The organism is Streptomyces sp. NPDC034111 (assembly GCF_055575375.1).
The window spans coordinates 14732-41631 of record NZ_JBVIST010000019.1 but is presented as its reverse complement, the minus strand read 5'-3'; the positions used below and the strand labels follow the sequence as shown (position 1 = coordinate 41631).

At 71.3% G+C, this 26900-nt stretch carries 24 protein-coding genes; 19 read left to right on the top strand and 5 right to left on the bottom strand.

From position 1 onward, the window contains the following. The first annotated feature begins 200 nt into the window (after window positions 1–200). From ACZ55A_RS30410 to ACZ55A_RS30395, 4 genes are all read left to right on the top strand, one after another. Entirely contained in the window at window positions 201–2753 is a 2553-nt protein-coding gene (locus ACZ55A_RS30410; protein WP_468846741.1) for an ATP-dependent Clp protease ATP-binding subunit, read from the top strand. A 14-nt stretch (window positions 2754–2767) separates the two neighbouring features. Continuing rightward, window positions 2768–3265, top strand: a complete 498-nt coding sequence (locus ACZ55A_RS30405) for a DUF6328 family protein (protein WP_468846738.1) — start codon at window positions 2768–2770, stop codon at window positions 3263–3265. Window positions 3266–3349: 84 nt separating this feature from the next. Continuing rightward, the gene (locus ACZ55A_RS30400) at window positions 3350–3520 is read left to right on the top strand and encodes a hydrophobic protein (RefSeq protein ID WP_468846735.1); all 171 of its coding nucleotides are present in this window, start codon (window positions 3350–3352) and stop codon (window positions 3518–3520) included. Between the two features lie 38 nt (window positions 3521–3558). Further along, window positions 3559–3909 carry a PRC-barrel domain containing protein gene (locus ACZ55A_RS30395; RefSeq protein WP_468846732.1) on the top strand — a complete coding sequence of 117 codons (351 nt, stop codon included), beginning with the start codon at window positions 3559–3561 and terminating at the stop codon, window positions 3907–3909. Window positions 3910–4000: 91 nt separating this feature from the next. Here the strand turns inward: ACZ55A_RS30395 and ACZ55A_RS30390 are convergent, their stop codons facing one another. Next, complete coding sequence (locus ACZ55A_RS30390; RefSeq protein ID WP_468846729.1) at window positions 4001–5104, bottom strand: hypothetical protein; 1104 nt, start codon at window positions 5102–5104, stop codon at window positions 4001–4003. 312 nt (window positions 5105–5416) lie between these two features. On the opposite strand from ACZ55A_RS30390, the gene ACZ55A_RS30385 reads away from it, so the two are divergent. The 7 genes from ACZ55A_RS30385 (at window position 5417) to ACZ55A_RS30355 (ending at window position 14202) form a co-directional block, all read left to right on the top strand. Next, entirely contained in the window at window positions 5417–5608 is a 192-nt protein-coding gene (locus ACZ55A_RS30385; protein WP_468846727.1) for a DUF6381 family protein, read from the top strand. Between the two features lie 365 nt (window positions 5609–5973). Continuing rightward, window positions 5974–6870 carry a DNA/RNA non-specific endonuclease gene (locus tag ACZ55A_RS30380; protein ID WP_468846724.1) on the top strand — a complete coding sequence of 299 codons (897 nt, stop codon included), beginning with the start codon at window positions 5974–5976 and terminating at the stop codon, window positions 6868–6870. A 17-nt stretch (window positions 6871–6887) separates the two neighbouring features. Then, complete coding sequence (locus ACZ55A_RS30375) at window positions 6888–7844, top strand: thioesterase domain-containing protein (protein ID WP_468846721.1); 957 nt, start codon at window positions 6888–6890, stop codon at window positions 7842–7844. A 7-nt stretch (window positions 7845–7851) separates the two neighbouring features. Beyond that, window positions 7852–8979, top strand: coding sequence for a hypothetical protein (locus ACZ55A_RS30370; protein WP_468846718.1), 1128 nt, complete (start codon window positions 7852–7854; stop codon window positions 8977–8979). Further along, window positions 8960–11977: an ATP-binding protein gene (locus tag ACZ55A_RS30365; RefSeq protein ID WP_468846715.1), complete on the top strand. Its 3018-nt coding sequence runs from the start codon at window positions 8960–8962 to the stop codon at window positions 11975–11977. Before ACZ55A_RS30370 ends, ACZ55A_RS30365 begins: the two co-directional genes overlap by 20 nt. Beyond that, the gene (locus ACZ55A_RS30360) at window positions 11974–13107 is read left to right on the top strand and encodes a trypsin-like peptidase domain-containing protein (protein WP_468846712.1); all 1134 of its coding nucleotides are present in this window, start codon (window positions 11974–11976) and stop codon (window positions 13105–13107) included. The genes ACZ55A_RS30365 and ACZ55A_RS30360 overlap by 4 nt, the downstream gene beginning before the upstream one ends. A 30-nt stretch (window positions 13108–13137) precedes the next feature. Continuing rightward, entirely contained in the window at window positions 13138–14202 is a 1065-nt protein-coding gene (locus ACZ55A_RS30355) for a trypsin-like serine peptidase (RefSeq protein WP_468846709.1), read from the top strand. Between the two features lie 25 nt (window positions 14203–14227). Here the strand turns inward: ACZ55A_RS30355 and ACZ55A_RS30350 are convergent, their stop codons facing one another. The 3 genes from ACZ55A_RS30350 to ACZ55A_RS30340 form a co-directional block, all read right to left on the bottom strand. Next, window positions 14228–15265, bottom strand: coding sequence for an ABC transporter substrate-binding protein (locus ACZ55A_RS30350; protein ID WP_468846707.1), 1038 nt, complete (start codon window positions 15263–15265; stop codon window positions 14228–14230). An 82-nt stretch (window positions 15266–15347) separates the two neighbouring features. Next, entirely contained in the window at window positions 15348–16223 is an 876-nt protein-coding gene (locus ACZ55A_RS30345) for an ABC transporter permease (RefSeq protein ID WP_468846704.1), read from the bottom strand. Then, a complete protein-coding gene (locus tag ACZ55A_RS30340) occupies window positions 16213–17028 on the bottom strand; it encodes an ABC transporter ATP-binding protein (RefSeq protein WP_468846701.1) in 816 nt (271 codons plus the stop codon). The genes ACZ55A_RS30345 and ACZ55A_RS30340 overlap by 11 nt, the downstream gene beginning before the upstream one ends. A 223-nt stretch (window positions 17029–17251) precedes the next feature. On the opposite strand from ACZ55A_RS30340, the gene ACZ55A_RS30335 reads away from it, so the two are divergent. The 8 genes from ACZ55A_RS30335 to ACZ55A_RS30300 all read left to right on the top strand — a co-directional run bounded on the left by ACZ55A_RS30335 (window position 17252) and on the right by ACZ55A_RS30300 (window position 26168). Next, window positions 17252–18973 carry a sensor histidine kinase gene (locus ACZ55A_RS30335; RefSeq protein ID WP_468846698.1) on the top strand — a complete coding sequence of 574 codons (1722 nt, stop codon included), beginning with the start codon at window positions 17252–17254 and terminating at the stop codon, window positions 18971–18973. Beyond that, window positions 18970–19662, top strand: a complete 693-nt coding sequence (locus ACZ55A_RS30330; RefSeq protein WP_468846696.1) for a response regulator — start codon at window positions 18970–18972, stop codon at window positions 19660–19662. The genes ACZ55A_RS30335 and ACZ55A_RS30330 overlap by 4 nt, the downstream gene beginning before the upstream one ends. 93 nt (window positions 19663–19755) lie before the next feature. Next, a complete protein-coding gene (locus tag ACZ55A_RS30325; RefSeq protein ID WP_468846693.1) occupies window positions 19756–20340 on the top strand; it encodes a GNAT family N-acetyltransferase in 585 nt (194 codons plus the stop codon). 32 nt (window positions 20341–20372) lie between these two features. Then, window positions 20373–21110 (top strand): FadR/GntR family transcriptional regulator, encoded by a 738-nt coding sequence (locus tag ACZ55A_RS30320; RefSeq protein ID WP_468846690.1) that lies wholly within the window; start codon window positions 20373–20375, stop codon window positions 21108–21110. Window positions 21111–21241: 131 nt separating this feature from the next. Next, window positions 21242–22618, top strand: a complete 1377-nt coding sequence (locus tag ACZ55A_RS30315; protein WP_468847028.1) for an amino acid permease — start codon at window positions 21242–21244, stop codon at window positions 22616–22618. Window positions 22619–22660: 42 nt separating this feature from the next. Further along, window positions 22661–23692: an asparaginase gene (locus ACZ55A_RS30310; protein ID WP_468846688.1), complete on the top strand. Its 1032-nt coding sequence runs from the start codon at window positions 22661–22663 to the stop codon at window positions 23690–23692. 78 nt (window positions 23693–23770) lie between these two features. Beyond that, the gene (gene aspA, locus ACZ55A_RS30305) at window positions 23771–25192 is read left to right on the top strand and encodes an aspartate ammonia-lyase (protein WP_468846685.1); all 1422 of its coding nucleotides are present in this window, start codon (window positions 23771–23773) and stop codon (window positions 25190–25192) included. 181 nt (window positions 25193–25373) lie between these two features. Then, on the top strand, window positions 25374–26168 hold the full coding sequence (locus tag ACZ55A_RS30300) for a carbon-nitrogen hydrolase family protein (RefSeq protein ID WP_468846683.1): 795 nt from the start codon (window positions 25374–25376) through the stop codon (window positions 26166–26168). Between the two features lie 22 nt (window positions 26169–26190). Here the strand turns inward: ACZ55A_RS30300 and ACZ55A_RS30295 are convergent, their stop codons facing one another. Further along, on the bottom strand, window positions 26191–26817 hold the full coding sequence (locus ACZ55A_RS30295; RefSeq protein WP_468846680.1) for a GntR family transcriptional regulator: 627 nt from the start codon (window positions 26815–26817) through the stop codon (window positions 26191–26193). Window positions 26818–26900 lie beyond the last annotated feature (83 nt).

Sequence of the window (26900 nt, the reverse complement as noted above, 5' to 3'; positions counted from 1 at the left end):
GGGCGTATTGCGCCGGACGCGCGGTGTCCATGCTGGCCCGTCCGGGTGCGGATGGCTGTGCGGGAGCTGATCCTGAAGCAGTGGAGTGGCGTGTGACGCCTCGTCTCTCGGGCATCCGCCAGGCAGGAGTACAAGGGCACCACAAGGCACCCGACAAGGCAGCATGTCGCGGTACCGCCGTGACAGCGGAACGGACACACATGAGCAATGGATTCATGGGTCCGGAGGGTTACGGCCCGGACCCGTTCGGTGAATTCCTCGCGCGCTTCTTCGGTGGGGCCACGAAGTCCGGCAGTGGCGAAACGGGGCCGTCGGCGGCCCGCCAGGCGGACATCGCGCGCCTGATGAGCGGTCCCGCCCGGGACCTGGTGACCTCCGCTGCCGCCTACGCCGCCGAGCACGGCAGTCCCGAGCTCGGCACCGAGCACCTGCTGCGGGCGGCGCTCGCCGCCGAGCCGACCCGCACCCTGCTCAGGCAGTCGGGGGCGGACCCCGACGCGCTGGCGGCCGAGATCGACCGCAGCGCGGGCAGCGGTCCCAAGCAGAGCAGCGTGGCGGTGACCCCTGCGGTCAAGCGGGCCCTGCTGGGCGCGCACGAGCTGGCGCGGGACAACGGGGCGTCGTACATCGGCCCCGAGCATGTGCTCGACGCGCTGGCGGCCAACCCGGACTCGGCGGCAGGACGCATCCTGAACCTCGCCCACTTCGATCCGCAGGCCGCGCCGCAGGGCAGCCACGGGCCCCAGCACTCGGGCGGCGAGCACGGCGCCGCGCCCAAGCACGACACCCCGACCCTGGACAAGTTCAGCCGTGATCTGACCGATCTCGCCCGTGCGGGCCGGATCGACCCGGTCATCGGCCGCGCGGAGCAGATCGAGCAGACCATCGAGGTGCTCTCCCGGCGGGGGAAGAACAATCCGGTGCTGGTCGGCGACGCGGGCGTCGGCAAGACGGCGATCGTGGAGGGGCTGGCCCAGCGGCTGGCCGACGGGGATGTGCCCGACACCCTCGCCGGACGCCGGGTGGTCGCGCTGGATCTGACCGCCGTGGTCGCCGGCACCCGCTACCGCGGTGACTTCGAGGAGCGGATGAACGGGATCATGGAGGAGGTACGGGCGCACCCGAACTCGCTGATCGTCTTCATCGACGAGCTGCACACGGTCGTCGGAGCCGGCGGGGGCAGCGGCGACGGCGGTTCGCTGGAGGCGAGCAATATGCTCAAACCCGCCCTGGCGCGCGGGGAGATGCACGTCATCGGTGCGACCACACTGGAGGAGTACCGGCGGCACATCGAGAAGGACGCCGCGCTCGCCCGCCGCTTCCAGCCCATTCTGGTGCCCGAGCCGACCGTCGCCGACACCGTGGAGATCCTGCGCGGCCTTCAGGACCGTTACGAGGCGCACCACCAGGTCCGCTACACGAACGAGGCGTTGCAGGCGGCCGTCGAACTCTCCGACCGCTACATCGCCCACCGCTTCCTGCCCGACAAGGCCATCGACCTGATCGACCAGGCGGGCGCCCGGGTCCGGCTGCGTTCGGGCACCAAGACCACCGACGTCCGCGCCCTGGAGCGCGAGGTGGAGCAACTGGCCGTGGACAAGGACCAGGCGGTCGCCGCGGAGCAGTACGAACGGGCCACCGAGCTGCGGGACCGGATCGCCGCACTCACCGCGCGGATCGAGGCCGCCCGGGGCGAGAAGCCGACCGGCGACGGACAGATCGTGATGGTCACCCCGGAGGACATCGCCGAGATCGTCTCGCGGCAGACCGGCGTACCGCTCAGCAGTCTCACCCAGGAGGAGAAGGAGCGGCTGCTCGGGCTGGAGGACCGGCTGCACTCCCGGGTGATCGGCCAGGACGATGCGGTCACGGCGGTCTCCGAGGCGATTCTGCGCTCGCGGGCCGGCCTCTCCGACCCGGAGCGCCCGATCGGCAGCTTCCTCTTCCTGGGGCCCACCGGTGTGGGCAAGACCGAACTGGCCCGGGCGCTCGCCGAGGCGCTGTTCGGCAGCGAGGACCGCATGGTGCGGCTGGACATGAGCGAGTATCAGGAGCGGCACACCGTCAGCCGGCTGGTGGGTGCGCCGCCGGGATACGTCGGCCATGAGGACGCCGGGCAGCTGACCGAGGCGGTGCGCCACCATCCGTACTCGCTGCTGCTGCTCGACGAGGTGGAGAAGGCCCACCCGGATGTCTTCAACATGCTGCTCCAGGTGCTCGACGACGGGCATCTGACCGACTCCCAGGGCCGGACCGTCGACTTCAAGAACACCGTCATCGTGATGACCAGCAACCTCGGTTCCGAGGCGCTCAGCGGTGGTCGCGGGGTGCTGGGCTTCGGCACGGAGATATCCGGGGCGGAGGGCGGCGACGGGGCGCGCGAGCGGGCGCTGGCGAGCCTGCGCGAGCACTTCCGTCCGGAGTTCCTCAACCGGCTCGACGAGATCATCGTCTTCCGCCGGCTCACCGACGACCAGTTGCGGCAGATCACCGGTCTGCTGCTGGAGGGGACCGGCCGCCGGCTGCACGCCCAGGACATCGCCGTGGAGTTCAGCCCCGAGGCCGTGGACTGGCTCACCCACCGCGGCCATCAGCCCGAGTACGGGGCCCGGCCGCTGCGCCGCACGATCCAGCGCGAGGTCGACAATGCGCTCTCGCGGCTGCTGCTGGACGGGGCGCTGACGTCCGGTGACGAGGTGAGGGTGGAGGTCAAGGACGACGAGCTGGCCTTCCGCACCCGCGAGAAGTCCTAGCCAGGGAGGCCCCGGTGAAGCTGGGTCCGCATCAGACGTCCGACGGGCGCAATGAGACACCGGAGGAGCGTGCCGACCGGCGGTGGCTGGAACTGCTCCAGGAGGTACGGGTCATCCAGACCGGGGTGCAGATCCTCTTCGGGTTCCTGCTCACCGTGGTGTTCATGCCGCGGTTCCTCACGCTCCCTCCCACCGACAAGGTCATCTACGTGGTGACGGTGCTGCTGGGCGCGGCCACCACAGGGGCGCTGATCGGCACCGTCACCTTCCACCGGCTGGTGACCGGCCACCGGATCAAGCCCGAGACGGTGGTGTGGGCCTCGCGTCTGGCCCTCGGGGGGACCGTGCTGCTGCTGGCGACGGTCACCTCGGCACTGCTGCTGATCCTGCGCATCGCGACGTCCCACTCCCCCGTCGTCCCTTATCTCGTCGTGGCACTCATCGTCTGGTTCCTCCTCTGCTGGTTCGGGCTGCCCGCCTGGGCGCTGCGGCATTACTCGTCCAAGGACTGACGCCCCCTCGGGGCGCCCCGTTTGCCCCACCAGAGGCATGATTGTCCCTGGGAGGGGCACACGCCGTTCCGGAGGTGGAACACCATGGTTCCGTTGCTTCTCGTCCTGCTCATCGCGCTCATTCTCTTCGGCGCGGGCTTCGCGTTGAAGGCACTGTGGATCGTCGCCCTGGTGGTGCTGGCGATCTGGCTGCTCGGCTTCTTCGTCCGCTCGGTGGGCGACGGCGGCCGGCGCGGCCGCTGGTACCGCTGGTAGGCCGCCGTCCGGCCCGCTCAGCATCCCGGGAGGTTTCCGTGACGGACAGCATCTGGGGTTACCACGACACGGTGGGATACCAGGCCGGGACCGACCTGACCGGCTTCACGGTCGAGGCGATCGACGGCACCGTCGGTACGGTCGACGCGCACTCCGACGAGGCCGGCGCCGCCTCTCTGGTGGTGGACACGAGGGTGTGGGTCTTCGGCCGGCACATCCTGGTGCCGGCCGGGGTCATCTCCTCGATCGACTTCGACCGCAGCACGATCTATCTCGCCCGGACGAAGAAGGAGATCGAGCACGCCCCGGAGTTCGACCGGGAGAAACACATCGGGGACGACGAGTACCACCGGCTGCTCGCCGGGTATTACGGCGCCCCGCACACCTGAGGCCCTTCCGCGGGCACGACGACGGGCGCGGGCCGGAAACCCCGTTCAGGGTCCCGGCCCGCGCCCGTAATGCCGTGTGTCCGTCGGCCGCTCACACTCCCGCCGGCGCCGGACCTACCCGGTGCGGACGGCTGAGCAGCGCCGCACCCGCGAGCCCGGCACTGACGATGGCCAGTCCCACCGCCAGCAGTTCGGGCCACATCGCGGTCTCGCCGAGCCCGCCGCCCAGCGGGGTGAGGACCCCGGCGCGGGACAGTGCGTGCAGGGCGATGATGACCATGGCCGCGGCGGCGCTGACCGTCCAGACCAGGGCGGTGTCGCGCATCGCCAGCAGGCCCGCCAGCAGCAGGTAGATCACGACGATGGCCATCGCGAGCCCGACGGCCGCCTGGGCCCCCTGCACATGGGACGTGTTCACCGGCAGATGGCTCAGCCCGCACAGCGCCAGGGCCACGGCCGCCGGCCAGCGCAGCACCGAGCGCAGCACGCCGTGGACGGCGTAGCCGGGCTGCTGATCCTCCTCGTGCCCTCTGGACCAGGCCTGGCCACCGTGCGGCGGGCTGCCGGCCGGCCGCTGGGCCCAGGGGGTGCGGTTGGGCGGCTGCTGCGGTGCGTTCTCGCGGTATCCGCCGGCGGCCGCCTGACCGGCGTTGCCCAAGGGGCGTACGTCGGGGTCGAGGACGTGCATGGTCGAGGTCTGCTCCGGCTCACCGAAGCCGCCGGAGCCACCGGACCCGCCGGAGCCGCCCGGGCCGGGCGGGTACTGGTCGGGCACACCGTAGGAATCGGCGCCGCCGTATGCGCCCGCGCCGCCGCCCTTCGCGTGGTCGAACAGCTCGATCAGCTGCGCGACCTCCTCGACGGACCGGTCCACGGCCGCCGTACGCAGTGCGTCAAAGCTCGATTCCACGGTGTGCGGGGTGGCCTGGAGCATCTCGAAGAGCGCGGCGACGTCGCTCACCGGACGGGAAAGGACCGCCACTCGCAGGGCTTCGTCGCCGGGGTTGGGAATGTCACCGCTGCGCTTGAGCAGTTCCACCAGGGCGGCGACTTCCTCCAGGGGCCGGTGGGTGACTGCTTCCCACAGAAGGGTGCGGGCCGAGTTCTTCTCAGGGGTGTTGGGCGGATAGTGCTCGCCGTGTTCTGTCGATGACAGTTCGGCGTCGCCCCCACAAAGTGCTGGTTCGGATGACATGGAGGGACTCCACTGAACGAGGGGAGCGTCAAACACCAGAAGCGCTGACACTCAGCGGACGTTGGGCTTCTGTGCCTCAGCCAACGTCCCTTTTGGCCGCCCTCGCCATTCAGGAAGGCCATCCGGTGGAGACACGCCGCAATACCCGGGCGTGCCGCGGTCGGCGGGCCTCTACGATCGCGCTTCGTTGCCGCTTGCGCTTTTCTCGTCCCGGCGAGTGACCTTTCGACGTGCCGACCGCGGCCCGGCCTGATTCGCTGGTATATGCAGCTCCCCCAATACCGCGCGAGAACGGAAACACGAGGACAGATCATGAGTGCATCAGGAGAAGCACGCGCACGAATCCAGCAGATGCGCGACAAGGCCCAGGAATTGAAGGCGGCCGCGGAACGCACCAGCGACCCGGACGAGCGGAAGCGGCTCGAGGAGAAGGCCCGCAGGCTACAGTCCCAGAGTGAGCAGGAAAGCATGATGCGGGGCGGAGACATCTACCCCACGGAGTGAGTGCGCACCCTCTGACGGGACGCGGTCCTCGGACCGCGTCCCGTCTGCGTATGCCGTTCCAGACCTCCAGCAGAGTTCCGGTGAATTTGCCGTTGGCATCCCCGTCGGAGGCCAGCGCCAGGATGCGGACGCCCCGGGCGAAGCGGCCGAATTCGCGGTGCAGCTCGTCGTCGAGGAATTCCCGGTCGTAGAACATCAGGGTCTCGTCGAATTCATCGGTCTCGGTGTCGTCGAACCCGGCTCCGCGGGCCAGCCGCGCCTGAACGGGCCCCTCCCCACGGGGTACCGGGGATGCGCGCGGCTGTTCGAGTGGCTTCGCGGTGGGCACCGGTGGGCGGTCCGCACCACCGGGAACCGGTTATCGCATGATCCCACCAGATTCCCCGTGGGCGGGCGGGGCGACGGCCGGCGCCGGGCCCCGGGACGCCCTGGCCGGCCGGACGGGTTATGACGAGCGCTTCCTCGGCGTTCCGGTGCCGCTGCCGAAGCCGAAGCGGGCCGATGTGGAGACCGTGGTCCTGCCGTACACCCACTTCACCGTCGTGCTCCGCCCGGACCGGCGGATGGCCGCTGCCACCGCCGTGTGCATCGACGGCCGGCGGCTGCTGGAGCATGTGCCGCGCGAGAGCAGCTGGCGGTTCGATCCGCGGCTGCCCGAGAACCGGCAGGCCGGGGACGCCGTCTACCACGACAACTCCCTGGACAAGGGGCATCTGGTGCGCCGGCTCGACCCGGTGTGGGGCGAGGCCGCGGAGGCCAACCAGGCCAATGCGGACACCTTCCACTACACCAACGCCGCCCCGCAGGCCGATGTGTTCAACCAGGGCAAGGAGCTCTGGCAGGGGCTGGAGAACCATCTGCTCGCCCACGCCGCCGACTTCGACCGGAAGCTGGCCGTGCTCACCGGGCCGGTGCTGCACGACTCGGACCCGCCGTACCGGGGTATCCAGGTGCCGTTGCGCTTCTGGAAGGTGGCCGCGTTCCTCCAGGACGGTGCGCTCGCGGCGACGGCGTACGTCCTCGACCAGAGCCCGGACCTGACCCGCGACGCCGAACGGGCGCTGGCCGGGGCGACGCCGGGGGCACCGCCGCCGCTCGGCGCCTTCCGGACGTTCCAGGTGCCGGTGTCGGACGTCGTCGAGCTGACCTCGCTGGACCTGGGCCCGCTGTCGGCCGTCGATCTGATGCCGGTGGGCCGCGCCCCCAGGGAGCGCTGGCAGCGGCTCAGCTCTCACGACGACATCGTGCTGCGGCGCAGCTGAACAACGGGAGGAAACGCATGCCGCCCACGGTGGTCTACGTCCACGGCAACGGGAACAAGGTCCGTGCGGAACTGCTGAAGTCCCGTTGGGACACCGCGCTGTTCGGCCGGGACATGGGCGAGGCGTCACGGATGGCGTACTGGGCCCCGCTGCGGTATGCGAAGCCGCTGCCCGACTTCGGGCCGGACCCGCTGGACGGTGGGCCGGAGCTGACGGAGGAACGGGCGGCCGGGGCCACGGGGGCCGCGCCCGAGCCGCCCGAGAACTTCGTGGCACGGACGCTCGACGCGGCGCGGCAGGAGGCCGGTGACGCCGGACCCGAGGAGCGGGTGGGCCCCGATGAGCGCGCACTGACCGGCTGGCTGCGGGACATGACCTACCTCGCGGACACGCTGGCCCGGGCCGGTGAGCCCGAGGAGCCCTCCGCCGAACTACCGCTGGAGGCGCTGCCGCTGCCCCACGCGGGCCGTACGGCGCTGTTCCGGATGCTGGTCAAGCACGCCTTCAAGGACGTGTACGCGTACTTCTTCGGCGAGGCGGGGCCTGCGATGCGCGCGGTGGTCAAGGAGGCCCTGGACGGTCCAGGGGACGGCCCGCTCGTGGTGGTCGGGCACAGCCTGGGCGCCCTCGTCGCCTACGAGGTGCTGAGGGAGCAGCGGCACGAGGTGGAACTTCTGGTCACCGTCGGCTCCCCGCTGGCGATCACCGAGGTGCAGGACCGGCTGGCGCGGCCGCCGGCCGTTCCGGCGGGCGTGGCGGCCTGGCGCAACGCCTCGGACCTGCGGGACCTGGTGGCGCTGGACCACACCCTGCGGCCCGAGTACGCCCCGCAGGAGCGGATCACCGATCTGCTGGTCACCAACGACAGCCGGAACCACCACGGCATCACGGAGTATCTGACCCAGCATCAGGTCAGGGAGCCGGTGCAGCGACTCTTCGACGGAACTGCCGACGCTGCCGACCGGGCCGGGTAGGTGCGGGATGCCGTTGACCGAAACGGAGTGGGATCTGGTCACCACGTGGGCGCAGAACTATCTGCTCGACACCACCGACCCGCACACCCAGCTCGCCCAGTACGGCTTCCCCCCGGACTTCATCAGCGCGCTGCCGCTGACCCACATCAGCTCGGAGAACGCCCGCGCCCTTGTGCACACCTCGCGCAGTGACATCGAGGGGCAGCTGCGGCTGGTCGAGGCGCTCACCATGGTCGACCGGCTCGCGGTGCTCCCGGACATCGAGAAGGCCCAGGACTTCCTGGAGCGGCTGCGCGAGGACCGCCGTGCGCACGCCGCGCGGGACAACTTCCGTACCTGTGTCCTCAAGAACGGCACCGAGGCCTTCATCGGCCGGCAGGAGCTGCGCGAGACGCTGCGCCGGTTCACGGCGGACCCGGACAAGTTCATCCTGCTCGTCGACGGCGAACCGGCGAGCGGCCGGTCGTACACCTACAACTTCCTGCGCCACATCGGTCAGCACAGCGGCTTCCGCCCGGTGCGGGTCACCCTGTCACGCACCTCCACCGCCGCCAAGGTCGTACGGCGGCTGGCCGACTTCGTCGCCGATCCGCGCGCGGGCGTCTCCCCCGTGAACCCCACCGAACTCAACGACCCGCTCCCGTCGGTCGACGAGGCGGCGCACTGGGTGGCGGGCCGGGCCACCGCCGTCGAGGAGCGCCTGTGGCTGGTCCTCGACGAGTGCGACAAGCTCGACCCCAGCTCCGATGTGTGGGACTTCATCGGGCAGTTGGCCCTGGCCATCTACGAGCACGCCGCCGTACGGGGCGATCAGGCGCCCCGGCTGGTGCTGCTGGGGTACGGCCGCTCCACCCGTCAACTCCCCTACGACCTGCGGGGGAACCTCTGCTGGGACACCGCGCGGGTCGCCGGCCCCGACGAGCTGCGCGCCTTCTTCGACCAGGTCTTCCACGAAGCGCCACCGGACGTCCTCAAGGCGGACGGACCCCAGGAGGCCGCCATCGACGAACTCGTCGACGTCGCGGTGGAAGAGGTCCTGCGAGCCATCGAGACGGAGAGCGGGAGCGGCGAGTGCTATATGCGCCGGGTCTGTACGGCGGCGGAGGGAGCCATCCGTGTCTACCAATCCCTCTGAACGCGCACCCGCGGCCCCGCCCGGTCTGCGGGAGGAGTTCGCCGCCCGGCTGCGCGAGGCGCTGCACACGGACGGGGACCGGGCCCACGACGTCCCGGCCCGCCGCCGCGCCTACCGGGAGGCGGCCTGTCTGCTGGCCCGGTTCGATCCGCGGCTGCTGCGGCTGCCGGACGAGGACCGCGCCACCGGCGGCGCGGTCCTGGAGCTGGTCGACGACTGTACGACCCTGGGGATGCAGGACCGGCCCGAGTGGGCCCTGAACGCCGATGTCCGGGAGCGGACGCTGCGCGGTCTGGACGGCCCCGAGGCCGCCCGGCGCCTCCTTGCCTGCAACATCGGTCAGCTCCCGGCCGGCCCGGGGCCGGAGCGTTTCGCGCTGGCCCAGCTGTCCGGCGACCCGTCGGCGACGGACCGGCTGACCGCCGACGAACTGGCCGACGCCCTTCAGGCGGTGCTGTGGCTGTCCCAGGTCCCGGGGGTGACCGGGCTGCCGGACGTCACCGGGCTCCAGCACGCCCTGGAGCGGGCCCGGCTGCTGGAGCCCCTGGAACGCCTGGTACGGCGGCCGTTCCAGGGGCGTACCCGCGAACTCGCCGAGCTGCGGCGGTACATCGGACTGCCGGGCGGGTCCGCGGAACCCGGCCGGCCGCCGGAGGACGGGGCGGCCGGCGGTTCTCCGGCGCCGGTGCCCCCGCTGGTCATCCACGGTCCCGGCGGGATGGGCAAGAGCACGCTGCTCGCCAAGTTCGTGCTCGACGGCGCCCGGGATCCGGCCGGCGGCTTCCCGTTCGCCTATATCGACTTCGAGCGGCCCACCCTCTCCATCCAGGAGCCGGTCACCCTGATCGCCGAGGCCGCCCGGCAGCTCGGTATCCAGTACCCCGCGCACCGCGCCGAGCTGGACGCGCTGGCGGACGAGTGCCAGCAGGCCGCCCGCAGCCAGCGTGAAGGGCTCGACCGGGTGACCGAACTGCACGAACTCGCCACGACACGGGCCGTGTTGGGGCGGCGCTTCTCACAGGAGTTCCAGTTGCTCGCCATCGGGCGGGAGACCGGTCTGATCCGGCGGGTCGCCGATGTGCTGGTACGGGCGGTGGCGGACGGCAAACCCTCCGCGGACCAGCCGGACCCGCCGTTCGTGATGGTCATCGACTCGTTCGAAGCGGCGCAGTACCGCGGATCGCCGGTGCTGGGCCGGATGTGGGCGATCTATCTGACGTTCCTCAGCGTCTATCCGCAGCTGCGGTTCCTGGTCGCCGGGCGGGCACCGGTCGAGGTCGAGCATCCGGCGAGGACCACGACACCGTTCGACATCGAACTCGGCGAACTCGACACCGAGGCGGCCATCGGCGTACTGGAGTCCTGCGGGGTCAAGGACCCTGAGGTGGCGGGGGCGCTGGCCGACCGGGTCGGGGGCCATCCGCTCAGTCTGCAACTGGCCGCCCGGGCCGCCGTCCTGACCGGGCCGGCGGCCGAGCGCACCGGTGAGCTGATCCGCAGCCTGCCCGAGCGCCGCCGTGAGGTCTTCCGCCGCGTCGACCAGCTGCTGGTGCAGGGCATCCTCTACGACCGGATCCTCAGCCATATCGCCGATGAGGACGTACGCCGGCTCGCCCACCCGGGCCTGGTGCTGCGGGTGATCACCCCGGAGATCATCAAGGACGTGCTCGCCGGGCCCTGCGGGCTGCGGGTGGCGACCCTGGACCGGGCCCGGGCGCTCTTCGACGAGCTGAGCCGTCTCGACATGGTCGAGCCCGCCCGCCCGGACGCGGTGCGCTACCGCGGCGATGTCCGCGCCATCATGCTGCGGCTGCCGGGCGGCGACCGTACGGCCGTCATGCGCGACATCGAGCGGCGGGCGGTCGACCACTACGCCGCGCGCGAGGGGGTGGAGGCGCGGGCCGAGGAGATCTACCACCGGCTGCGGCTGGACGAGAACCCGCGCTCGGTGGAGGAGCGCTGGCTGCCGGGCGTCGAACGCTTCCTGGCCGGGGCGCAGCAGGACATGGCGCCCCGGGCCGCGGGGCTGCTCACCGCCCGGCTCGGCGGGGGCGCTCCCGACCAGGTGGCGGCGGGCGCCGACCAGGAGGACTGGGAGCGGATCACCGCCCGCGAGGTCGAGGATCTGCTGGCGCAGGGCTTCACGGAGGCGGCCTTCGAACGGCTGGGCAGACGCCGGCCCTGGACACCGGGCAGCCCGTTGCACGCCCTGTACGCCGAGACCCTGAACCGGCTCGGGCGGCTGGAGGAGGCCCGTAAGGCCGTGGCGGACGCCCTCGGCCCGGCGGAGCGCGCCGGGTGCGGGGAGCGCCGGCTGGAGCTGCTGCTGCTCTCCGCCCGGCTCGCGCAGGAGGCCGGCGATCTGGCGAGCGCCGATCGCGAGCTGCGGGTCGCGGAGGATGTCGCGGTCGGACTGGGGCAGGACCTGGAGGCGATGGGCGCGCTGCTGGCCCGGACCCAGCTGACCGCCGGCCGGGACGGCGCCGAGCTGGAGGCCGGCCATCAACTCGCCGACCGCTTGCAGAAGTTGCCCGATGCCGTGCTCGCGCACCAGCCCGTACTGGTGCGGGCGGTGGCCTCGCAGATCTACGACCAGGCCCCGGGGGCGCTCGACCATGCGCTTCAGGTGGTGGGGCTGCCGGCCGACGACGAGACGCTGGACGAGCTGGGCGCGGCGATGCTGCGGGCGACCCGGCGTCAGCCCGCGCTGCTGGGCCGGGTGATGGAGATCCTGCACGACGCCGCGGGGCCGGCCCGGCCGCAGGGAGGCGGCGCACCCACCAGCATCACGGGGATCCTGCGGCTGGCCCGTGACCGCGGCACCCTCGACGCGCTGGCCCGGCGGCTGCTGACCGTGCCCGACCGGAGCGGCGAGATCGTCGCCGGTGTGGCCGCCGCGATGAGGGTGGGCAGTGGTGGCCGTACCGCGACCGTGGCCGGGGAGACGGGCCGCACCCCGCAGGATGCGGGCGGTGCCACGGGGCGGAGCGGCCGATGAGCGGCTACCTCTCCCCCGACGAGATCCGTCAGCTGCTGGACGCCGCCGTGGATACCGGGCTCGCCGACCCCGCGGTACGGCCGCTGCTGCTGGACGGGATCATGCCCCGCTACCGCAGCACGCTGCCGCTCAACCCCGCGCCCGGCCGCCAGGTGCACTCGGACCTCAACGAGATGAACCGGGTGGAGCGGCTGGTGGACGGCTCGGTGCCGCTGGAGATCTGGCTGCGCAACGCCGTCGCGGAGACCACCGAGGCCGAACCGCTCACCGTCTTCCAGCGGGCCCTGGACGATGTCGCGCGCAAGGCGGGCGGTGAGCCGGACGTGCTGGCCGGGCTGCCCGGCCCCGCCGCCGAGATCAAGGAGGAGATCGTCCACCGGGACGACACCGTGCCGATCGGGTTCCTGCGCGGCGGTGAGCTGGCCGGCGGGGCGGTGGCCCGGATCAAGGTCCCGCCCTACCAAGGCGGCGCTCCGCTCCGGCCGAACGGCTTTCCGCACTCCGGCACGGGGTGGCTGATCGCGCCGGACCTGCTGATCACCAACCACCATGTGGTCAACGCCAGGGCGGGGACCGGGGCCGGGCGCACGGTGGCCGACGAGGAGGATCTGCACCTTCAGGCCCGGCACACCACGGCCCGGTTCGACTTCGACACCGATGACGTGGAGACCGAGGAGGCCACCGTCAGCGAGCTGGTGGCCGCGGACGCCGCACTGGACTACGCGGTGCTGCGGCTGGCCGCCGCGCCCGCCCGACCGGCGCTGCGGCTGGCGGAGCAGCCGCTGGTGGTCACCCGCGGCGACTATGTGGCCGTCAACATCATCCAGCACCCGGGCGGCCAGCCGAAGCGGGTCGCGCTGCGCAACAACCTCGTCTACGAGGCGGACGAGCGGGACGTCCGCTACTTCACCGACACCCGCGGCGGTTCGTCGGGCTCGCCCGTCCTCACCGACGACTGGAAGGTCGTGGCGCTCCACCGGGGCACCCGGCGGGTGGAGAACGTGCAGTTCCACGGCAGGACCACGGCCTTCGTCAATGTCGGCACCCAGATCCGCAGCGTGCTGCGCCATCTGGAGACCAGCAGTCCCGGTGTGCATGCCGAGATCGTCACGGCGCAGGCCGCGCCGTAGCAGCGACCCACAGCGTCCGAGGAGGGCGAGATGAACAGAGCGAGCAGATCACCGGTGGCGGCCGGTCCCGAGCAGGTCTTCTCGGACCTGCGGGAGGTCGCGGCGCGGGTGCGCGACGGGCTGTCCTGGGAGATCCCCGAGACCCTGGAGGAGCTGCCGGCCGACCAGCTGCCCGCCGGGCAGATCGCGCAGTTCGCGCAGCAGGAGCGCACCCGGGTGCTGTCGGCGGGCGTCAGCGGTCTGGAGAAGCTGGCCGAGGGGCGCGCGGACGAGATCAACGACGACGAGTCCTTCGGCATGGAAGCCATCGTGCTGCTGGAGGGCCGGCCGGCGATCCTCGTCCAGAACCATGACTTCGCGCCGCAGCAGGGCGACTGGGCGGTCCTCGACGGGCACCGGGCGGCGATCCGGGAGTCCTTCGCACGGGTCGGCCGGGTGGAGCTCACCGGGCACCTCAGTCTGGACTGGCTCGGCACGGCGTTCCTGGTCGGCCCTGACGTGGTGCTGACGAACCGTCATGTGGCGGCGGAGTTCGCCCGCGGCGACGGCGGTGGCTGGACGTTCCAGCAGGGCATCCGCGCCAATGTCGACATGGGTGAGGAGTACGGCGACGCCGTTCCCGGCGGCGGCCCCTCCTTCGACGTCGTCGAGGTGCTGGGCATCCATGAGGACGTCGATCTGGCCCTGCTTCGGGTCGCTCCGCCGGACGGCGGCGGTGCGCTGCCCACTCCCCTGACGGTGGCCGCGGACGCCCCGGCCGATCTGCCCGGGCGTCCGGTGTACTGCGTCGGCTATCCGGCGTACGACGGCCGGCGCAACGAGCCGGAGTCGATGCGCCGGATCTTCATGGACATCTACAACGTCAAACGGCTCCAGCCCGGCACCACCACGGAGCTGGTGCCGGACCAGAACGTCATCAAGCACGACTGCTCCACGCTGGGCGGCAACAGCGGCTCGCCAGTCATCGACCTCACCGACCACCGGGTGCTGGGCCTGCACTTCGGCGGCCGCTACGGCACCGGCAACTTCGCCGTACCGCTGTGGCAGCTGGTGGACGATCCGCTGCTGGCCCGGGCGGAGATCAACTTCGTCTGACCCGGGCCACGCACCGCCCGCGGGGTCAGCCCTGCTTCTTGACGAATTCCGTGGTGTAGGTCTTCTTCAGATCCACCGTGGCGTTCTTGAGGTTGGGGTTGAAGGACTTCAGCACCCGCTCGACGGTCGCCGGTCCGTCGGCCGGCATCACCCCGTCCTTGGTGAACATCGGCAGGGTGTCCTTGATCGCCTGGGCGTAGAGCTCCTTGCCGCCCTGGGCGTAGTCGGACGGCATCTTGGCGGCGATCTGCTCGGCGGTGTGCGTGGACATCCACTTGAGGGTCTTCACAAAGGCGTTGGCCAGCTTCTGCACGGTGTCCTTGTGGCTGTTCACCCAGTCGGTGTTCATGTAGAGGCTGGAGGAGGGGTACGGGCCGCCGAGTGCCTTCTTGGAGCCCTCCGGTGTCCGCATGTCGATGAGGACCTTGCCGAGCTTCTTGTCCACGATCTGCGCGACCGTCGGGTCGGTCGTCATCCCGCCCTCGATCGAGCCCTGCTGGAGGGCGGAGATGAAGGTCTGGCCGGCGCCGACCGCGACCGGGGTGAACTCGTTGGTCTGCACCCCGTTCTTGACCGCGAGGTACTTGGTGAGGAAGTCGGTGGACGAGCCGAGGCCGGTGACGCCGAGCTTCTTGCCCTTGAAGTCCTCGGCCGAGGTGAGCTCACCGGCGGCCTTGTTGGAGACCACCTCGACCTCGCCGGGTGCGTGGGCGAACTGCACCACCGATTCCACCTGCTTGCCCTTGACCTGGAGGTCGAGGGTGTGGTCGTAGAAGCCGACGACGCCCTGGACGTCGCCGGAGACCAGCGAGGTGGTGGCCTGCACACCGGCGGGCTCGGTGAGCAGGGTGACGTTGACTCCTTCGTCCTTGAAGTAGCCGAGTTGCTGGGTGAGTCTGGCGGGCAGGTAGATGACCTTGTCGAGGCCGCCCACCATGATCTTGACCTTGCCGTCCTTGTCGTCGGAGGCGGAGGCGGCGGAACCGCCGCCGCAGGCGGTGAGGGTGGTCAGGGAGAGCAGGGTGGCGGCCGCGGCTGCCGTGAGCTTGATGCGGGTGCGCATGGTGACGTCCTTGTCGGGTCGACGGGCGGAGAGGGGGAAGGGGAAGGGGTGGGGGACGGAGTGGGGCAGGGGTGGGTCGGGTTCAGCGGTCGGCGGAGGCGTCGGCCGGCTTCCAGCGGAAGAGCCGCTTCTCCAGGAAGGCCAGCAGGCCTTCGGCGAGCAGGGCGACGACGGCGAGGATCACCATGGCGGCGTAGACACCGGCCGCGTTGAAGGTGCCCTGGGAGGCCGCGACCAGCAGGCCGAGGCCCTTGGTCGCGCCGATGTACTCGCCGACGATCGCGCCGATCAGCGCGAAGCCGAAGCTGACATGCAGGCTGGTGAAGATCCACGAGGTGGCGGAGGGGATGACGACCTGGAGGGTGACCTGGCGGTTGCTCGCGCCGAGGATCCGGGAGTTGGCGACCAGGTTGCGGTCCACCTCCCGGGCGCCCTGGAAGGCGTTGAAGAAGACCGGGAAGAAGACCAGGACGACGGCGGAGGCGACCTTGGAGGCCGGTCCGAGGCCGAACCAGATCAGGAAGATCGGGGCGAGCACGATCCTGGGCAGGGCGTTGAGCACCTTGATGTACGGGCCGAGCACATCGGCGAGGAAGCGGATCCGGCCGAGCGCGATACCCAGCACCACACCGCCGATGACGCCGATGACCCAGCCGAGCAGCGCTTCGTAGAGCGTGTACCAGATCTGCTCCCAGAGGGGGCCCTGCGGGGTGCCCTCAAGCGTCCACTGGGTCATCTGGGCCCAGATCTTCGAGGGCATCGAGAAGTTGAAGGGGTCGATGAGGGCGGCCCGGGCCAGCCACTCCCACAGTCCGATCAGGCCGACGAGCAGCAGTACCCGGGTGCCGTGAACGAGGAGTTTGTGGTTGCGCGCGGCACGCGCCCGTTCCTGTGAACGGCCGGTTCCCGTACCGGACTTGACCATCTCGACGGGGACGGAAGCGGTCTCAGGCGACATGGGCGACACCCCTCTCACGGGTGATCCGGACCTCTTCGCCGAGCGAGGACCAGATCTCCCGGTAGATCTCGATGAACCGCGGCTCCAGCCGGACCGATTCGACCCGGCGGGGCCGCGGCAGGTCGATCCGGAAGACCTCCTTGACGGTCGCCGGTCCTGCGGTCATGACCACGACCTTGTCGGCGAGGGCGATCGACTCCTCCAGGTCGTGGGTGACGAAGACGACCGAGGCGCCGGTCCCGGACCACAGCTCCAGGAGTTCGTCCGACATCAGCGCCCGGGTCTGTACGTCGAGGGCGGAGAACGGCTCGTCCATCAGCAGGATCTTGGGGTCGTTGACGAAGGTCGCGGCGAGCGCGACCCGCTTGCGCTGGCCGCCGGAGAGCTGGTGCGGATAGCGGTCCTCGAAGGACGCCAGCCCGACCCGGGCGAGCCATTCGCGGGCTTGCTCCCTGGCCTCGGACTTGGGTACGCCGCGGAAGCGGGGGCCGGCCATCACGTTCGACAGCACGGTGCGCCAGGGGAACACCGCGTCCTGCTGGAAGACGAACCCGATCTTGTCGCCGATGCCGCGGACCGGCTCACCGGCCACCAGCACCTCGCCCTCGGTGGGCTCCTCCAGCCCGCTGATCAGGGTCAGGGTCGTGGACTTGCCGCATCCGGTGGGCCCGACCACCGCGACGAACTCACCGCGTTCGACGACCAGATCGAGATCGCGTACCGCGGTGTGCAGGCCCCCCGACGGGGTCCGGAATGTCTTGCTCGTTCCCCGTAGTTCGATCGCGGGGCTCGTATTGCTGTTCATGGGCCGGGAGGCTAGGAGTGACCCGGGCCACAGCGGCAGCCTTGTGGGCGCAAGCTGCCTTTCTGCGCGCAAACCCTGTTGTGCTCGTTTTGCTCACGCTAGAACAGCTTCGAGATCACCAGGGGGTGCCCAGTTGATCACGGAGGGCTTACCGTGCGGGCATCGCCGTACAACAAACGTGTCGGTTCCACGCTCCGGCGGAGGGCCAAGGAAGGGAGGTCCCATGCGCATCCACTGGCCCCGACGCGTTTTTGCGCAAGTTCTGACAGCGCAGGTGGCGCTGACCACCGGTGTGCTGGCGCTCGCCACCAGCCTGTTCCTCGCCCCGCTCAGCTCCCAGTTCGACGACCAGGCGATGCGGCGGGCGCTGTCCATCGCGCAGACCGCCGCCGCCGATCCGGACCTCGCCCGGGAGCTGGTCGCCACCGAGCCGGACCCCCGCGGCCCGGTGCAGGCCGACGCGGAGCGGATCCGGCGGGCGACCGGGGCGCTGTACATCGTGGTGATGGACACCCACGGGGTCCGCTGGTCGCACACCAACACCGCCGAGATCGGCCGGCATGTCTCCACCGACCCCAGCCGCACCCTCGCCGGACAGGAGGTACGGCAGATCGACACCGGGACCCTGGGGCGTTCGGCCCGCGCCAAGGTGCCGCTGCGCGACGACCGCGGCCGGATCATCGGCGCGGTCTCGGTGGGCATCGCCTACGACAGCGTCCGCGGGCGGCTGCTGGGCACCATCCCCACCGTGCTGCGGTACGCGGCCGCGGCGCTGGCCGTCGGGGTGCTGGCCGCGATCGCGCTCTCCCGCCGGCTGCGCCGCCGTACGCACGGGGTCGCGTTCGCGGACATCTCCGCACTGCTCGACGAGCGCGAGGCGATGCTGCACAGCATCCGCGAGGGCGTGGTGGCCTTCGACCGCGCGGGCAGAGTCCGGCTGGTCAACGACGAGGCGGGGCGGCTGCTCGGGCTCGGACCGGACGCCGCGGGACGGGGGCTGGACGAGGTGCTGCCGCCGGGCCGGACGACCGATGTGCTGGCCGGCCGGGTGGCCGGGGCGGATCTGCTGGCGGTCTGCGGCGGCCGGGTGCTGATCGCCAACCGGGTGCCGACCCGGGACGGCGGGGCGGTGGTGACGCTGCGGGACCGTACCGAACTGGAGCTGCTGGGCCGTGAACTCGACAGCACCCAGGGCCTGTTGGACGCCCTACGGGCCCAGGACCACGAGCACGCCAACCAGTTGCACACCCTGCGCGGGCTGCTGGAGCTGGGGCGGCACACCACGGCCGTGGAGTTCGTCACCGAGGTGACCAGCGCCCACCGGGCGTCCGCGGAGCAGATCGCCGAGCGGGTGCACGATCCGCTGCTGTCCGCGCTGCTGGTCGGCAAGGCGGCGATCGCCGCCGAGCGCGGGGTGGCACTGCGGGTCTCCCCCTCGACGATGCTGCCCGACGCGGTGGTCGACCCGCGCGACCTGGTGACCGTACTGGGCAATCTCCTCGACAACGCGCTGGACGCCACGGCGGGGCACCGCCGCGACGCCCCGTTCGTCGAGGTGGAGCTGCGGGCCGAGCGCGGTACGGCCGTACTGCGGGTGTCGGACACCGGGCCGGGGGTGCCGCCCGAGCTGCGCGAGCGGATCTTCGCCGAGGGCTTTTCCACCAAGGGCGCGCTGCCCGGAGCCGGCGGGCGCTCCCCCGTACGCGGCCGGGGCATCGGCCTGGCGCTGGTGCGGCGGCTCGCCGAGCGCTACGGCGGTATGGCCCGGGTGACCGCCCGCGCGGGCGGCGGCGCGGTGTTCACCGTCGTCCTGCCCGAGGCACTGGACCTGGACGACGACGCTCAGGGCCCGGCGCCCGGCGCCCGGCCCACGGCCGCGGTCCCTGCGGGGCGGCCGCGGAGCCATGAGGAGCGAAGACCCACGGTGATCGGAGAGCCACGATGATCGATGTCCTGGTCGTGGACGACGACTTCCATGTCGCCGAGATCAACGCCGCCTATGTCTCCCAGGTGCCCGGCTTCCGGGTCACCGGCCGCGCCCATACCGCCGCCCAGGCGCTGGCCACGCTGGAGCGCACCCCTGTCGATCTGGTGCTGCTCGACCACTACCTCCCGGACGAGACCGGGCTGACCCTGGTGCGCCGGCTGCGGCAGCTCGGCCACCGTACCGACGTGATCATGGTGACGGCGGCCCGTGATGTGGCCACGATCCAGGATGCGATGCGCTCCGGTGCGCTCCAGTACCTCGTCAAGCCCTTCGGCTTCTCCGGACTGCGCGCCAAGCTCGAGGGCTACGCCGCGCTGCGCCGCACCGTCGAGGGCGTCGGTGGCCGGGGCGCGGCCGGCCAGGAGCAGGTCGACCGGATCTTCGGTGCCTTCCGGACCGCCGAGTCCCCGCACACCGAGCTCCCCAAGGGCCACTCCGCGGCCACCGTCGACCTCATCCGCCATGTCCTGGGCGCGGCCGGCCGCCCGCTGTCCGCCCATGAGGTCGCCGAACGCTCCGGCGTCAGCCGCTCCACCGCCCAGCGCTACCTCAAGCACCTGGAACGCAGCGGCCACATCACCCTCACCCTCAAATACGGCGACACCGGCCGCCCCGAACACCGCTACCGCTGGGCTGACGTGCGCTGACGGGGGCTGCTGGTGGCCGGCCGCCGAGGCCGCCGACCGCGGATTGTGCCGATCCCCGGCGCGGGGCAGCGACCGGGCCCTACCCTGACGATCATGAATGCCCCGATGCCCCGCGGCGGAGACACCGGGCCCGCCCTCCTCGACGCCGCCCAGCTGACCGCCGACCCCGGACTGGCGGCGGGATTCGCCGGGGCGGCGCACCGGATTCTGGCGGATCTGGTGCGCGCGGGGGCGCCTCTGGGGTGGGACGACCCGCCGGGGGCCGAGGAAGTCGCGGAGCTCGTCGAGCGGGTCCTGCGGGCGGCGCGGAACGGTGACGGTGCGCTGCGCGCCGCCTACCTGGGGTGTCGGCTGGTCGGGCTGGGCTACTGGCTGCGCTACGCGCGTCCGACCAATCGGCAGCACGCCGATCTGGAGAAGATCGCGGTGGCCGCCGAGGCCCACGGCCAGGGCGTCGGCAGGTCGCTGACCAGCGCATTGGTCGCCGATGCCCGGGCGGCGAAGATCGAAGTCCTCACCCTGGACGCCCGCGCCGACAACACCAGGGCGTTGCGTCTGTACCGCTCCCTCGGCTTCCGTGAGTACGGGCGGCTGCCCGACTTCGTGGCGATGGGCGGCCGCCGCTACGACAAGGTCTTCTACATGCTCGATTTCCGCGGTGCGCGTCACACCCCTTGACAGCGCGCCCCGCCGGAACCGACGATCCCCGGGTGAACCTGTCAGACAGCCAGACAGCTGGCGATATGCCTCGGCGGATCAGCGCGATGGAAGCGGTTCTGAGCCATCTGCGTGGCGCCATCGAGCGGGGCGAATACGCGGTCGGCGACAAGCTCCCCTCTGAGGCGGAGCTCTGCCGTCGTCTGGAAGTCAGCAGACCCGTGCTCCGGGAGGCACTGCGGGCGCTCCAGACGATGGGGCTCACGGTCTCGCGTACCGGCAAGGGCACCTTCGTCATCTCCGACGGCGCGGTCGCGGACCCCACCTTCGGCGATTACGCGGCGAGCGACCTGCTCGAAGTGCGTCGCCATGTGGAGATCCCGGTCGCCGGGTACGCCGCGCTGCGCCGTACACCGGAGGATCTCGATCACCTGACCCATCTGCTGGAGCGGATGGAGCAGGAGACCGACACCACGGCGTGGGTGGCGATGGACTCCCTCTTCCACCTCGCCGTGGCCCAGGCGGCCCGTAACCCGGTCTTCCGCCGGGTCATCGAGGAGATCCGCGACGCACTGGCCCGCCAGTCGGCGTTCCTCAATGAGCTCGGCGGACGGCGCGAGCAGTCGAACCGCGAGCACCGGGCGATCGTCGAGGCGCTGGTCGACAGTTCCGAACAGGACGCCGTGGAAGCCATGGCGCACCACCTCGCACGCGTCGAGACGACGCTGACCACCATCGTGCGGCCCACCCACCGCACGCCCCCCTCCACGGAAGACGAGGACCACGCGTGAGCGAGCCATCCCTCCAGCAGGCGGAGCGTCATCAAGATCAGGAAGGTCAGCAGAACGGGCAGCGGCACGGCGGGCATGTCGACGCGGGGGACGCCGGGTACAGCAAGTCCCTGAAGTCCCGGCACGTCAACATGATCGCGATCGGCGGGGCCATCGGCACCGGGCTGTTCCTCGGCGCGGGCGGCCGGCTCGCCGGCGCCGGCCCGTCGCTGGCGGTGGCGTACGCGGTCTGCGGCATCTTCGCCTTTCTCGTGGTGCGCGCCCTGGGCGAGCTGGTGCTGCACCGGCCGTCCTCCGGGGCGTTCGTGTCCTACGCCCGCGAATTCCTGGGTGAGAAGGGCGCGTTCGTCGCCGGCTGGATGTACTTCCTGAACTGGGCCACCACCGGAATCGCGGACATCACGGCGGTGGCGACCTACACCCACTACTGGGGCATGTTCTCCGACATCCCCCAGTGGGTGATCGCGCTGATCGCGCTCGCGGTCGTGCTGTCCGTGAACCTGATATCCGTGCGGATCTTCGGCGAGATGGAATTCTGGTTCGCGATCGTCAAGGTCGGTGCGCTGGTCGTCTTCATGCTGATCGGCATCTTCCTGCTGGTCACCCAGCACCCGGTCGCCGGCCACTCCCCCGGCCCCTCGCTGATCACCGACAACGGCGGGGTCTTCCCGACCGGCACGCTGGCGATGCTGCTGGTCATCCAGGGCGTGGTCTTCGCCTACGCCTCGGTCGAGCTGGTCGGTGTCACCGCAGGTGAGACCGCGGAGCCGGAGAAGATCATGCCCAAGGCGATCAACTCCATCATGTGGCGGGTGGCCGTCTTCTACGTCGGCTCGGTGGTCCTGCTGGCGATGCTGCTGCCCTGGAACGAGTACTCGGCCGACCAGTCGCCCTTCGTGACCGTGCTGTCCAACGTCGGGGTGCCCGCGGCCGGCGGCGTGATGAACCTGGTGGTCCTGACCGCCGCGATGTCCAGCCTCAACTCCGGCCTCTACTCCACCGGTCGCATCCTGCGTTCGATGGCGATGTCCGGGTCCGCGCCGCGCTTCACCGGCGTGATGAGCCGCAGCCAGGTCCCGTACGGCGGCATCCTGCTCACCTCGGGCGTCTGTGTACTGGGCGTCGGCCTCAACTACGTAGTGCCGAGCGAGGCGTTCGAGATCGTGCTGAACTTCGCGGCGATCGGCATCCTCAGCACCTGGGGCATGATCATGCTCTGTCACCTGCTCTTCTGGCGGAAGGCACGGGCCGGAGAGCTGGTCCGCCCGAGCTACCGGCTCCCCGGCTCACCGTGGACGGAAATCGTCACGCTGGCCTTCCTCACCTCGGTCCTGGTCCTGATGTGGGCCGACGGCGGCGCCGGCCGGACGACCGTCCTGTCACTGCCCGCGATCGTGGCGGCCCTGGTCGGCGGCTGGTTCCTGGTACGGCGCCGGGTCGGGACCGTGCGGGACGCGGCGGCGCGGGAGCGCGCCGGGGAGAGCGGCCCCACCGCCGGTAATCCGTAGACCGAACACACCAAGAAACAGCGAAAGCACCGAGAACTGATAATGAATCAGAGCACCACCCTGCCGCGCCGCGCACCGAAGGCACCCCCCGAGGTGCGCGTGCCGGCCCACGTTCCCGTCGCCCATGTGGTGCGCGGAGGCATTGTCGAAGGCGTCCACCACGGCTCGGTCGTGGTGCTGGCGGCCGACGGGAGCGTGGAGTTCCAGGCGGGCGACATCGAGGCCGCCTTCTACCCGCGCTCGGCGCTCAAGCCGGTCCAGGCGGTCGGCCTGCTGCGCGCGGGGCTGCCGCCCCTGGACGACGAGGCGCTGGCCCTGGTCGCGGCCAGCCACTCCGGTGAGGAGCGCCACCTGGCCACCGCCCGGCGGATACTCGCCACCGGCGAACTGACCGAGGACCAGCTGCGCAACGTCCCCGACCTCCCGTACGGGGCCACCGAACGGGACGCCTGGATCGGGCGCGGACTGGGCCCCTCCCGGCTCGCCCAGAACTGCTCGGGCAAGCACGCCGCGATGCTGCTGACGGCCCTGACCCGGGGCTGGCAGCTGGACAACTACCTCGATCCGGGGCACCCGTTGCAGTGGGAGATCGCCGCAACGGTGGAGGACCTGACCGGTCAGGGCATCGCCCGGGTCACCGTCGACGGCTGCGGCGCGCCGCTGTTCGCCGTCTCCCTGCACGGTCTGACCCGGGCGGCCGCCCGGCTCGCCACCGCGGCCCCCGACAGCGACGAGGGCCGGATCGCGCACGCCATGCGGGAGCACCCGGAGATGGTCTCCGGCAGCGGGCGGGACACCGCCCGGCTGGTGCGGGCCGTGCCGGGGCTGCTCGCCAAGGACGGCTTCGAGGGCGTACAGATCGCGGCGCTGCCGGACGGGCGAGCGGTCGGCGTGAAGATCGCCGACGGGGCCGACCGCGCCCGGATGCCGGTGACGGCAGCGGCGCTGGCGCGCTGCGGGGTCGACCCCGAGATCCTTGCGCCCTTCGCCGCCACCCCGGTCATCGGGGGCGGCGCACCGGTCGGCGCCCTCCGGGCCGCAGGAGCACTCGCCCTCCCCGCCACCGGCGCCTGACCGACCGTCAACTCCCCCTGAATCACACCCCGGTACCCCTCGGGGCCCCTCCCCACCTCACGAAGGACCACCCGCACCATGACTGCCGCCGCCCACCGCCGCGAACACGATCTGCTCGGCGATCGCGACATACCCGCCGACGCGTACTGGGGCGTGCACACCCTGCGCGCCGTGGAGAACTTCCCCATCACCGGTACGCCGATCTCCGCCTACCCGCATCTGATCAATGCGCTCGCCGCCGTCAAGGAAGCCGCCGCCCGGGCCAACCAGGACCTCGGGCTGCTCGACCGGGAGCGGGCCGATGCCATCGCCGCCGCCTGCCGGGAGATCCGCGCGGACGGCCGGCTGCACGACCAGTTCATCGTCGATGTCATCCAGGGCGGTGCCGGCACCTCGACGAACATGAACGCCAACGAGGTGATCGCCAACCGCGCGCTGGAGCTGCTGGGCCACGCCAAGGGCGACTACCGCCATCTGCACCCCAACGAGCACGTCAACCTCAGCCAGTCGACGAACGACGTCTACCCGACGGCCGTCAACGTCGCCACGATAATCGCCGTACGGGAACTGCTCGACGCGATGGGCGTGCTGCGCGAGGCGTTCGCCGCCAAGGCCGAGGAGTTCCGCGACGTCCTCAAGATGGGGCGCACCCAGCTCCAGGACGCGGTGCCGATGACGCTGGGCCAGGAGTTCTCCGCGTACGCGGTGATGCTGGAGGAGGACCAGAGCCGGCTGGCCGAGGCGGTCCTGCTGATCCACGAGATCAACCTCGGTGCGACCGCCATCGGTACCGGCCTCAACGCCCCCAAGGGCTACGCCGGGGCGGCGCGCGACCACCTGGCCGCCCTGACCGGCCTGCCGCTGGTGACCGCCGCCAACCTCGTCGAGGCCACCCAGGACTGCGGGGCCTTCGTCCACCTCTCCGGTGTCCTCAAGCGGATCGCCGTCAAGCTCTCCAAGAGCTGCAACGATCTGCGGCTGCTGTCCTCCGGTCCGCGCGCGGGCCTGGCGGAGATCAATCTGCCGCCGGTACAGGCCGGTTCGAGCATCATGCCGGGCAAGGTCAACCCGGTGATCCCGGAGGTCGTCAACCAGGTCGCCTTCGAGGTGATCGGCAACGACGTCACGATCACCATGGCCGCCGAGGCGGGCCAGCTCCAGCTCAACGCCTTCGAGCCGGTCATCCTGCACTCGCTCTCGGAGAGCATCACCCACCTCGGGGCCGCCTGCCGCACCCTGGCCGAGCGCTGTGTCAAGGGCATCACCGCCAACACCGAGACGCTGCGCGCCAGCGTGGAGAACTCCATCGGACTGGTCACCGCCCTCAACCCGCACATCGGATACACCGCCGCGACCGCGATCGCCAAGGAGGCCCTCGCCACCGGGCGCGGGGTCGCCGAACTGGTCCTGGAGCAGGGGCTGCTCCCGGCCGAACGGCTCGCCGCCCTGCTGCGGCCGGAGGAAATCGCGGGCACCGGCGGGGACCTGGCCACCGCCTGAGCCGGGCGCCCAAAAGGGGCGCACCATGCAGTCGGAGCAGGCACAGCAGCAGTCCCCTCGCCGGACAGCCCGTTGACGGTCTCTGCGCACAGCCTGGCCCGCCTCCCGCGGGCCAGGCTGTCGCTTTGTGCGTATCGGGACGAGAATCGGCACGACGGAAGCACGAGGGAAGAGAGATCGCATGCGTATCGCGCTGTGCCAGATGACGGCCTCGACCGACCCGAAGGAGAATCTCGCCGACGTACAGGACCAGGTGCGCCGCGCGGCGCACGAGGGGGCGCGGCTGGCGGTCTTTCCCGAGGCGTCGATGGTGCGGTTCGGGGTGCCGCTCGGGCCGGTGGCCGAGCCGCTGGACGGGCCGTGGGCCGAGGGCGTGCGCTCCGTCGCCCAGGAGACGGGGGTGACGGTGGTGGCGGGCATGTTCACCCCGGCGCCCGGCGGGAAGGTGGCCAACACCCTGCTGGCCACCGGGCCCGACGTCGAGGAGTCCTACGACAAGATCCACCTCTATGACGCGTTCGGCTTCAAGGAGTCCGACACGGTCGCGGCGGGCACACGGGTGGTGACCTTCGACCTCGACGGGGTCCGGGTGGGCCTGGCGACCTGTTACGACCTGCGGTTCCCCGAGCTGTTCCGGGCGCATGCGGACGCCGGCGCCGTGCTGTCCGTACTGCCGGCCGCCTGGGGCGCGGGACCGGGCAAGCGGGCCCAGTGGGATCTGCTGGTGCGGGCCCGCGCCCTGGACGCGACGGTCTGGCTGGCGGCGGTCGGTCAGTCCGCGCCGGATCCGCAGGCCGATCCGGAGGCGCCCACGAAGGCGCCGACCGGCGTCGGGCACAGCGCGCTGATCGGTCCCGACGGCACCGTGCGCGCCCAACTGGGCAGCGCACCGGAGCTGTTGGTGGCCGAGGCGGACATCGAGGAGACCGAGCGGGTACGGCGGGCGGTGGCGGTGCTGGACAACCGCCGACTGTAAGGGCGGAGCGACCGGCGCGGGGTCAGGCCGCCAGGAGGATGCGCTGGGTCGCCCGGAGGTGGTTGTCGATGGCCGCACAGGCGGCCGCGGCGTCTCCGGCGGCCAGCCCGTCGAGGATCTGCCGGTGCTCGGCAACCACCTCGTCCTGCCGCTTGCCGGGACGGTGCAGCGTGACCATCCCGGCCCTGCTCTGGCGGCTGCGCAGCGCCTCGTACTGCCTGTTCATCAGCGAGTTGCCGACGGCGGCGACGAGGGTGGCGTGGAAGCGGTGGTCGGCGGCGAGGAATTCCTTGGTGCGGTCCGCGCCGCGCAGACCGTCCTGGTGGGCGAGGACGGCGGCCATCTCGTCGACCGGGGCGGTGCCCGCGGCCGTCGTGTGCGTCGCGGCGAAGCGCTCGATCAGCCGGCGCATCTCCATCAGCTCGCCGATCTCCCGGCCGGACAGCGGGGCGATATGCGCCCCGCGCTTGGGCACCAGGCGCACCAGGTCCTCGGCGGCGAGCAGCAGCAGGGCCTCGCGGATCGGGGTGCGGGAGACGCCGATCCGGTCGGCGATCTCCTGCTCGGACAGGAAGCGGTCCTGCATCTCCGGGTCGGTCAGCACGCTGTCCTTGAGATACGCGTAGGCCTTCTCGCGCCCCGACTGCATCGCCCGCTCCCCCACTCGTGAAGATCCCTCGCCGCACCCGGCACTGCATACCGGATGCATGCGAAGGCTACACGGTGACTGGC

What these genes read in the sequence shown, in the direction of transcription:
- ACZ55A_RS30380 (WP_468846724.1), top strand. Translation starts at nt 5,974, where the DNA reads ATGATCCCACCAGATTCCCCGTGGGCGGGCGGGGCGACGGCCGGCGCC.
- ACZ55A_RS30345 (WP_468846704.1), bottom strand. Translation starts at nt 16,223, where the DNA reads ATGTCGCCTGAGACCGCTTCCGTCCCCGTCGAGATGGTCAAGTCCGGT.
- ACZ55A_RS30325 (WP_468846693.1), top strand. Translation starts at nt 19,756, where the DNA reads ATGAATGCCCCGATGCCCCGCGGCGGAGACACCGGGCCCGCCCTCCTC.
- ACZ55A_RS30330 (WP_468846696.1), top strand. Translation starts at nt 18,970, where the DNA reads ATGATCGATGTCCTGGTCGTGGACGACGACTTCCATGTCGCCGAGATC.
- ACZ55A_RS30360 (WP_468846712.1), top strand. Translation starts at nt 11,974, where the DNA reads ATGAGCGGCTACCTCTCCCCCGACGAGATCCGTCAGCTGCTGGACGCC.
- ACZ55A_RS30350 (WP_468846707.1), bottom strand. Translation starts at nt 15,265, where the DNA reads ATGCGCACCCGCATCAAGCTCACGGCAGCCGCGGCCGCCACCCTGCTC.
- ACZ55A_RS30295 (WP_468846680.1), bottom strand. Translation starts at nt 26,817, where the DNA reads ATGCAGTCGGGGCGCGAGAAGGCCTACGCGTATCTCAAGGACAGCGTG.
- aspA (WP_468846685.1), top strand. Translation starts at nt 23,771, where the DNA reads ATGACTGCCGCCGCCCACCGCCGCGAACACGATCTGCTCGGCGATCGC.
- ACZ55A_RS30390 (WP_468846729.1), bottom strand. Translation starts at nt 5,104, where the DNA reads ATGTCATCCGAACCAGCACTTTGTGGGGGCGACGCCGAACTGTCATCG.
- ACZ55A_RS30375 (WP_468846721.1), top strand. Translation starts at nt 6,888, where the DNA reads ATGCCGCCCACGGTGGTCTACGTCCACGGCAACGGGAACAAGGTCCGT.
- ACZ55A_RS30335 (WP_468846698.1), top strand. Translation starts at nt 17,252, where the DNA reads ATGCGCATCCACTGGCCCCGACGCGTTTTTGCGCAAGTTCTGACAGCG.
- ACZ55A_RS30355 (WP_468846709.1), top strand. Translation starts at nt 13,138, where the DNA reads ATGAACAGAGCGAGCAGATCACCGGTGGCGGCCGGTCCCGAGCAGGTC.
- ACZ55A_RS30310 (WP_468846688.1), top strand. Translation starts at nt 22,661, where the DNA reads ATGAATCAGAGCACCACCCTGCCGCGCCGCGCACCGAAGGCACCCCCC.
- ACZ55A_RS30410 (WP_468846741.1), top strand. Translation starts at nt 201, where the DNA reads ATGAGCAATGGATTCATGGGTCCGGAGGGTTACGGCCCGGACCCGTTC.
- ACZ55A_RS30370 (WP_468846718.1), top strand. Translation starts at nt 7,852, where the DNA reads ATGCCGTTGACCGAAACGGAGTGGGATCTGGTCACCACGTGGGCGCAG.
- ACZ55A_RS30400 (WP_468846735.1), top strand. Translation starts at nt 3,350, where the DNA reads ATGGTTCCGTTGCTTCTCGTCCTGCTCATCGCGCTCATTCTCTTCGGC.
- ACZ55A_RS30340 (WP_468846701.1), bottom strand. Translation starts at nt 17,028, where the DNA reads ATGAACAGCAATACGAGCCCCGCGATCGAACTACGGGGAACGAGCAAG.
- ACZ55A_RS30315 (WP_468847028.1), top strand. Translation starts at nt 21,242, where the DNA reads ATGATCGCGATCGGCGGGGCCATCGGCACCGGGCTGTTCCTCGGCGCG.
- ACZ55A_RS30300 (WP_468846683.1), top strand. Translation starts at nt 25,374, where the DNA reads ATGCGTATCGCGCTGTGCCAGATGACGGCCTCGACCGACCCGAAGGAG.
- ACZ55A_RS30385 (WP_468846727.1), top strand. Translation starts at nt 5,417, where the DNA reads ATGAGTGCATCAGGAGAAGCACGCGCACGAATCCAGCAGATGCGCGAC.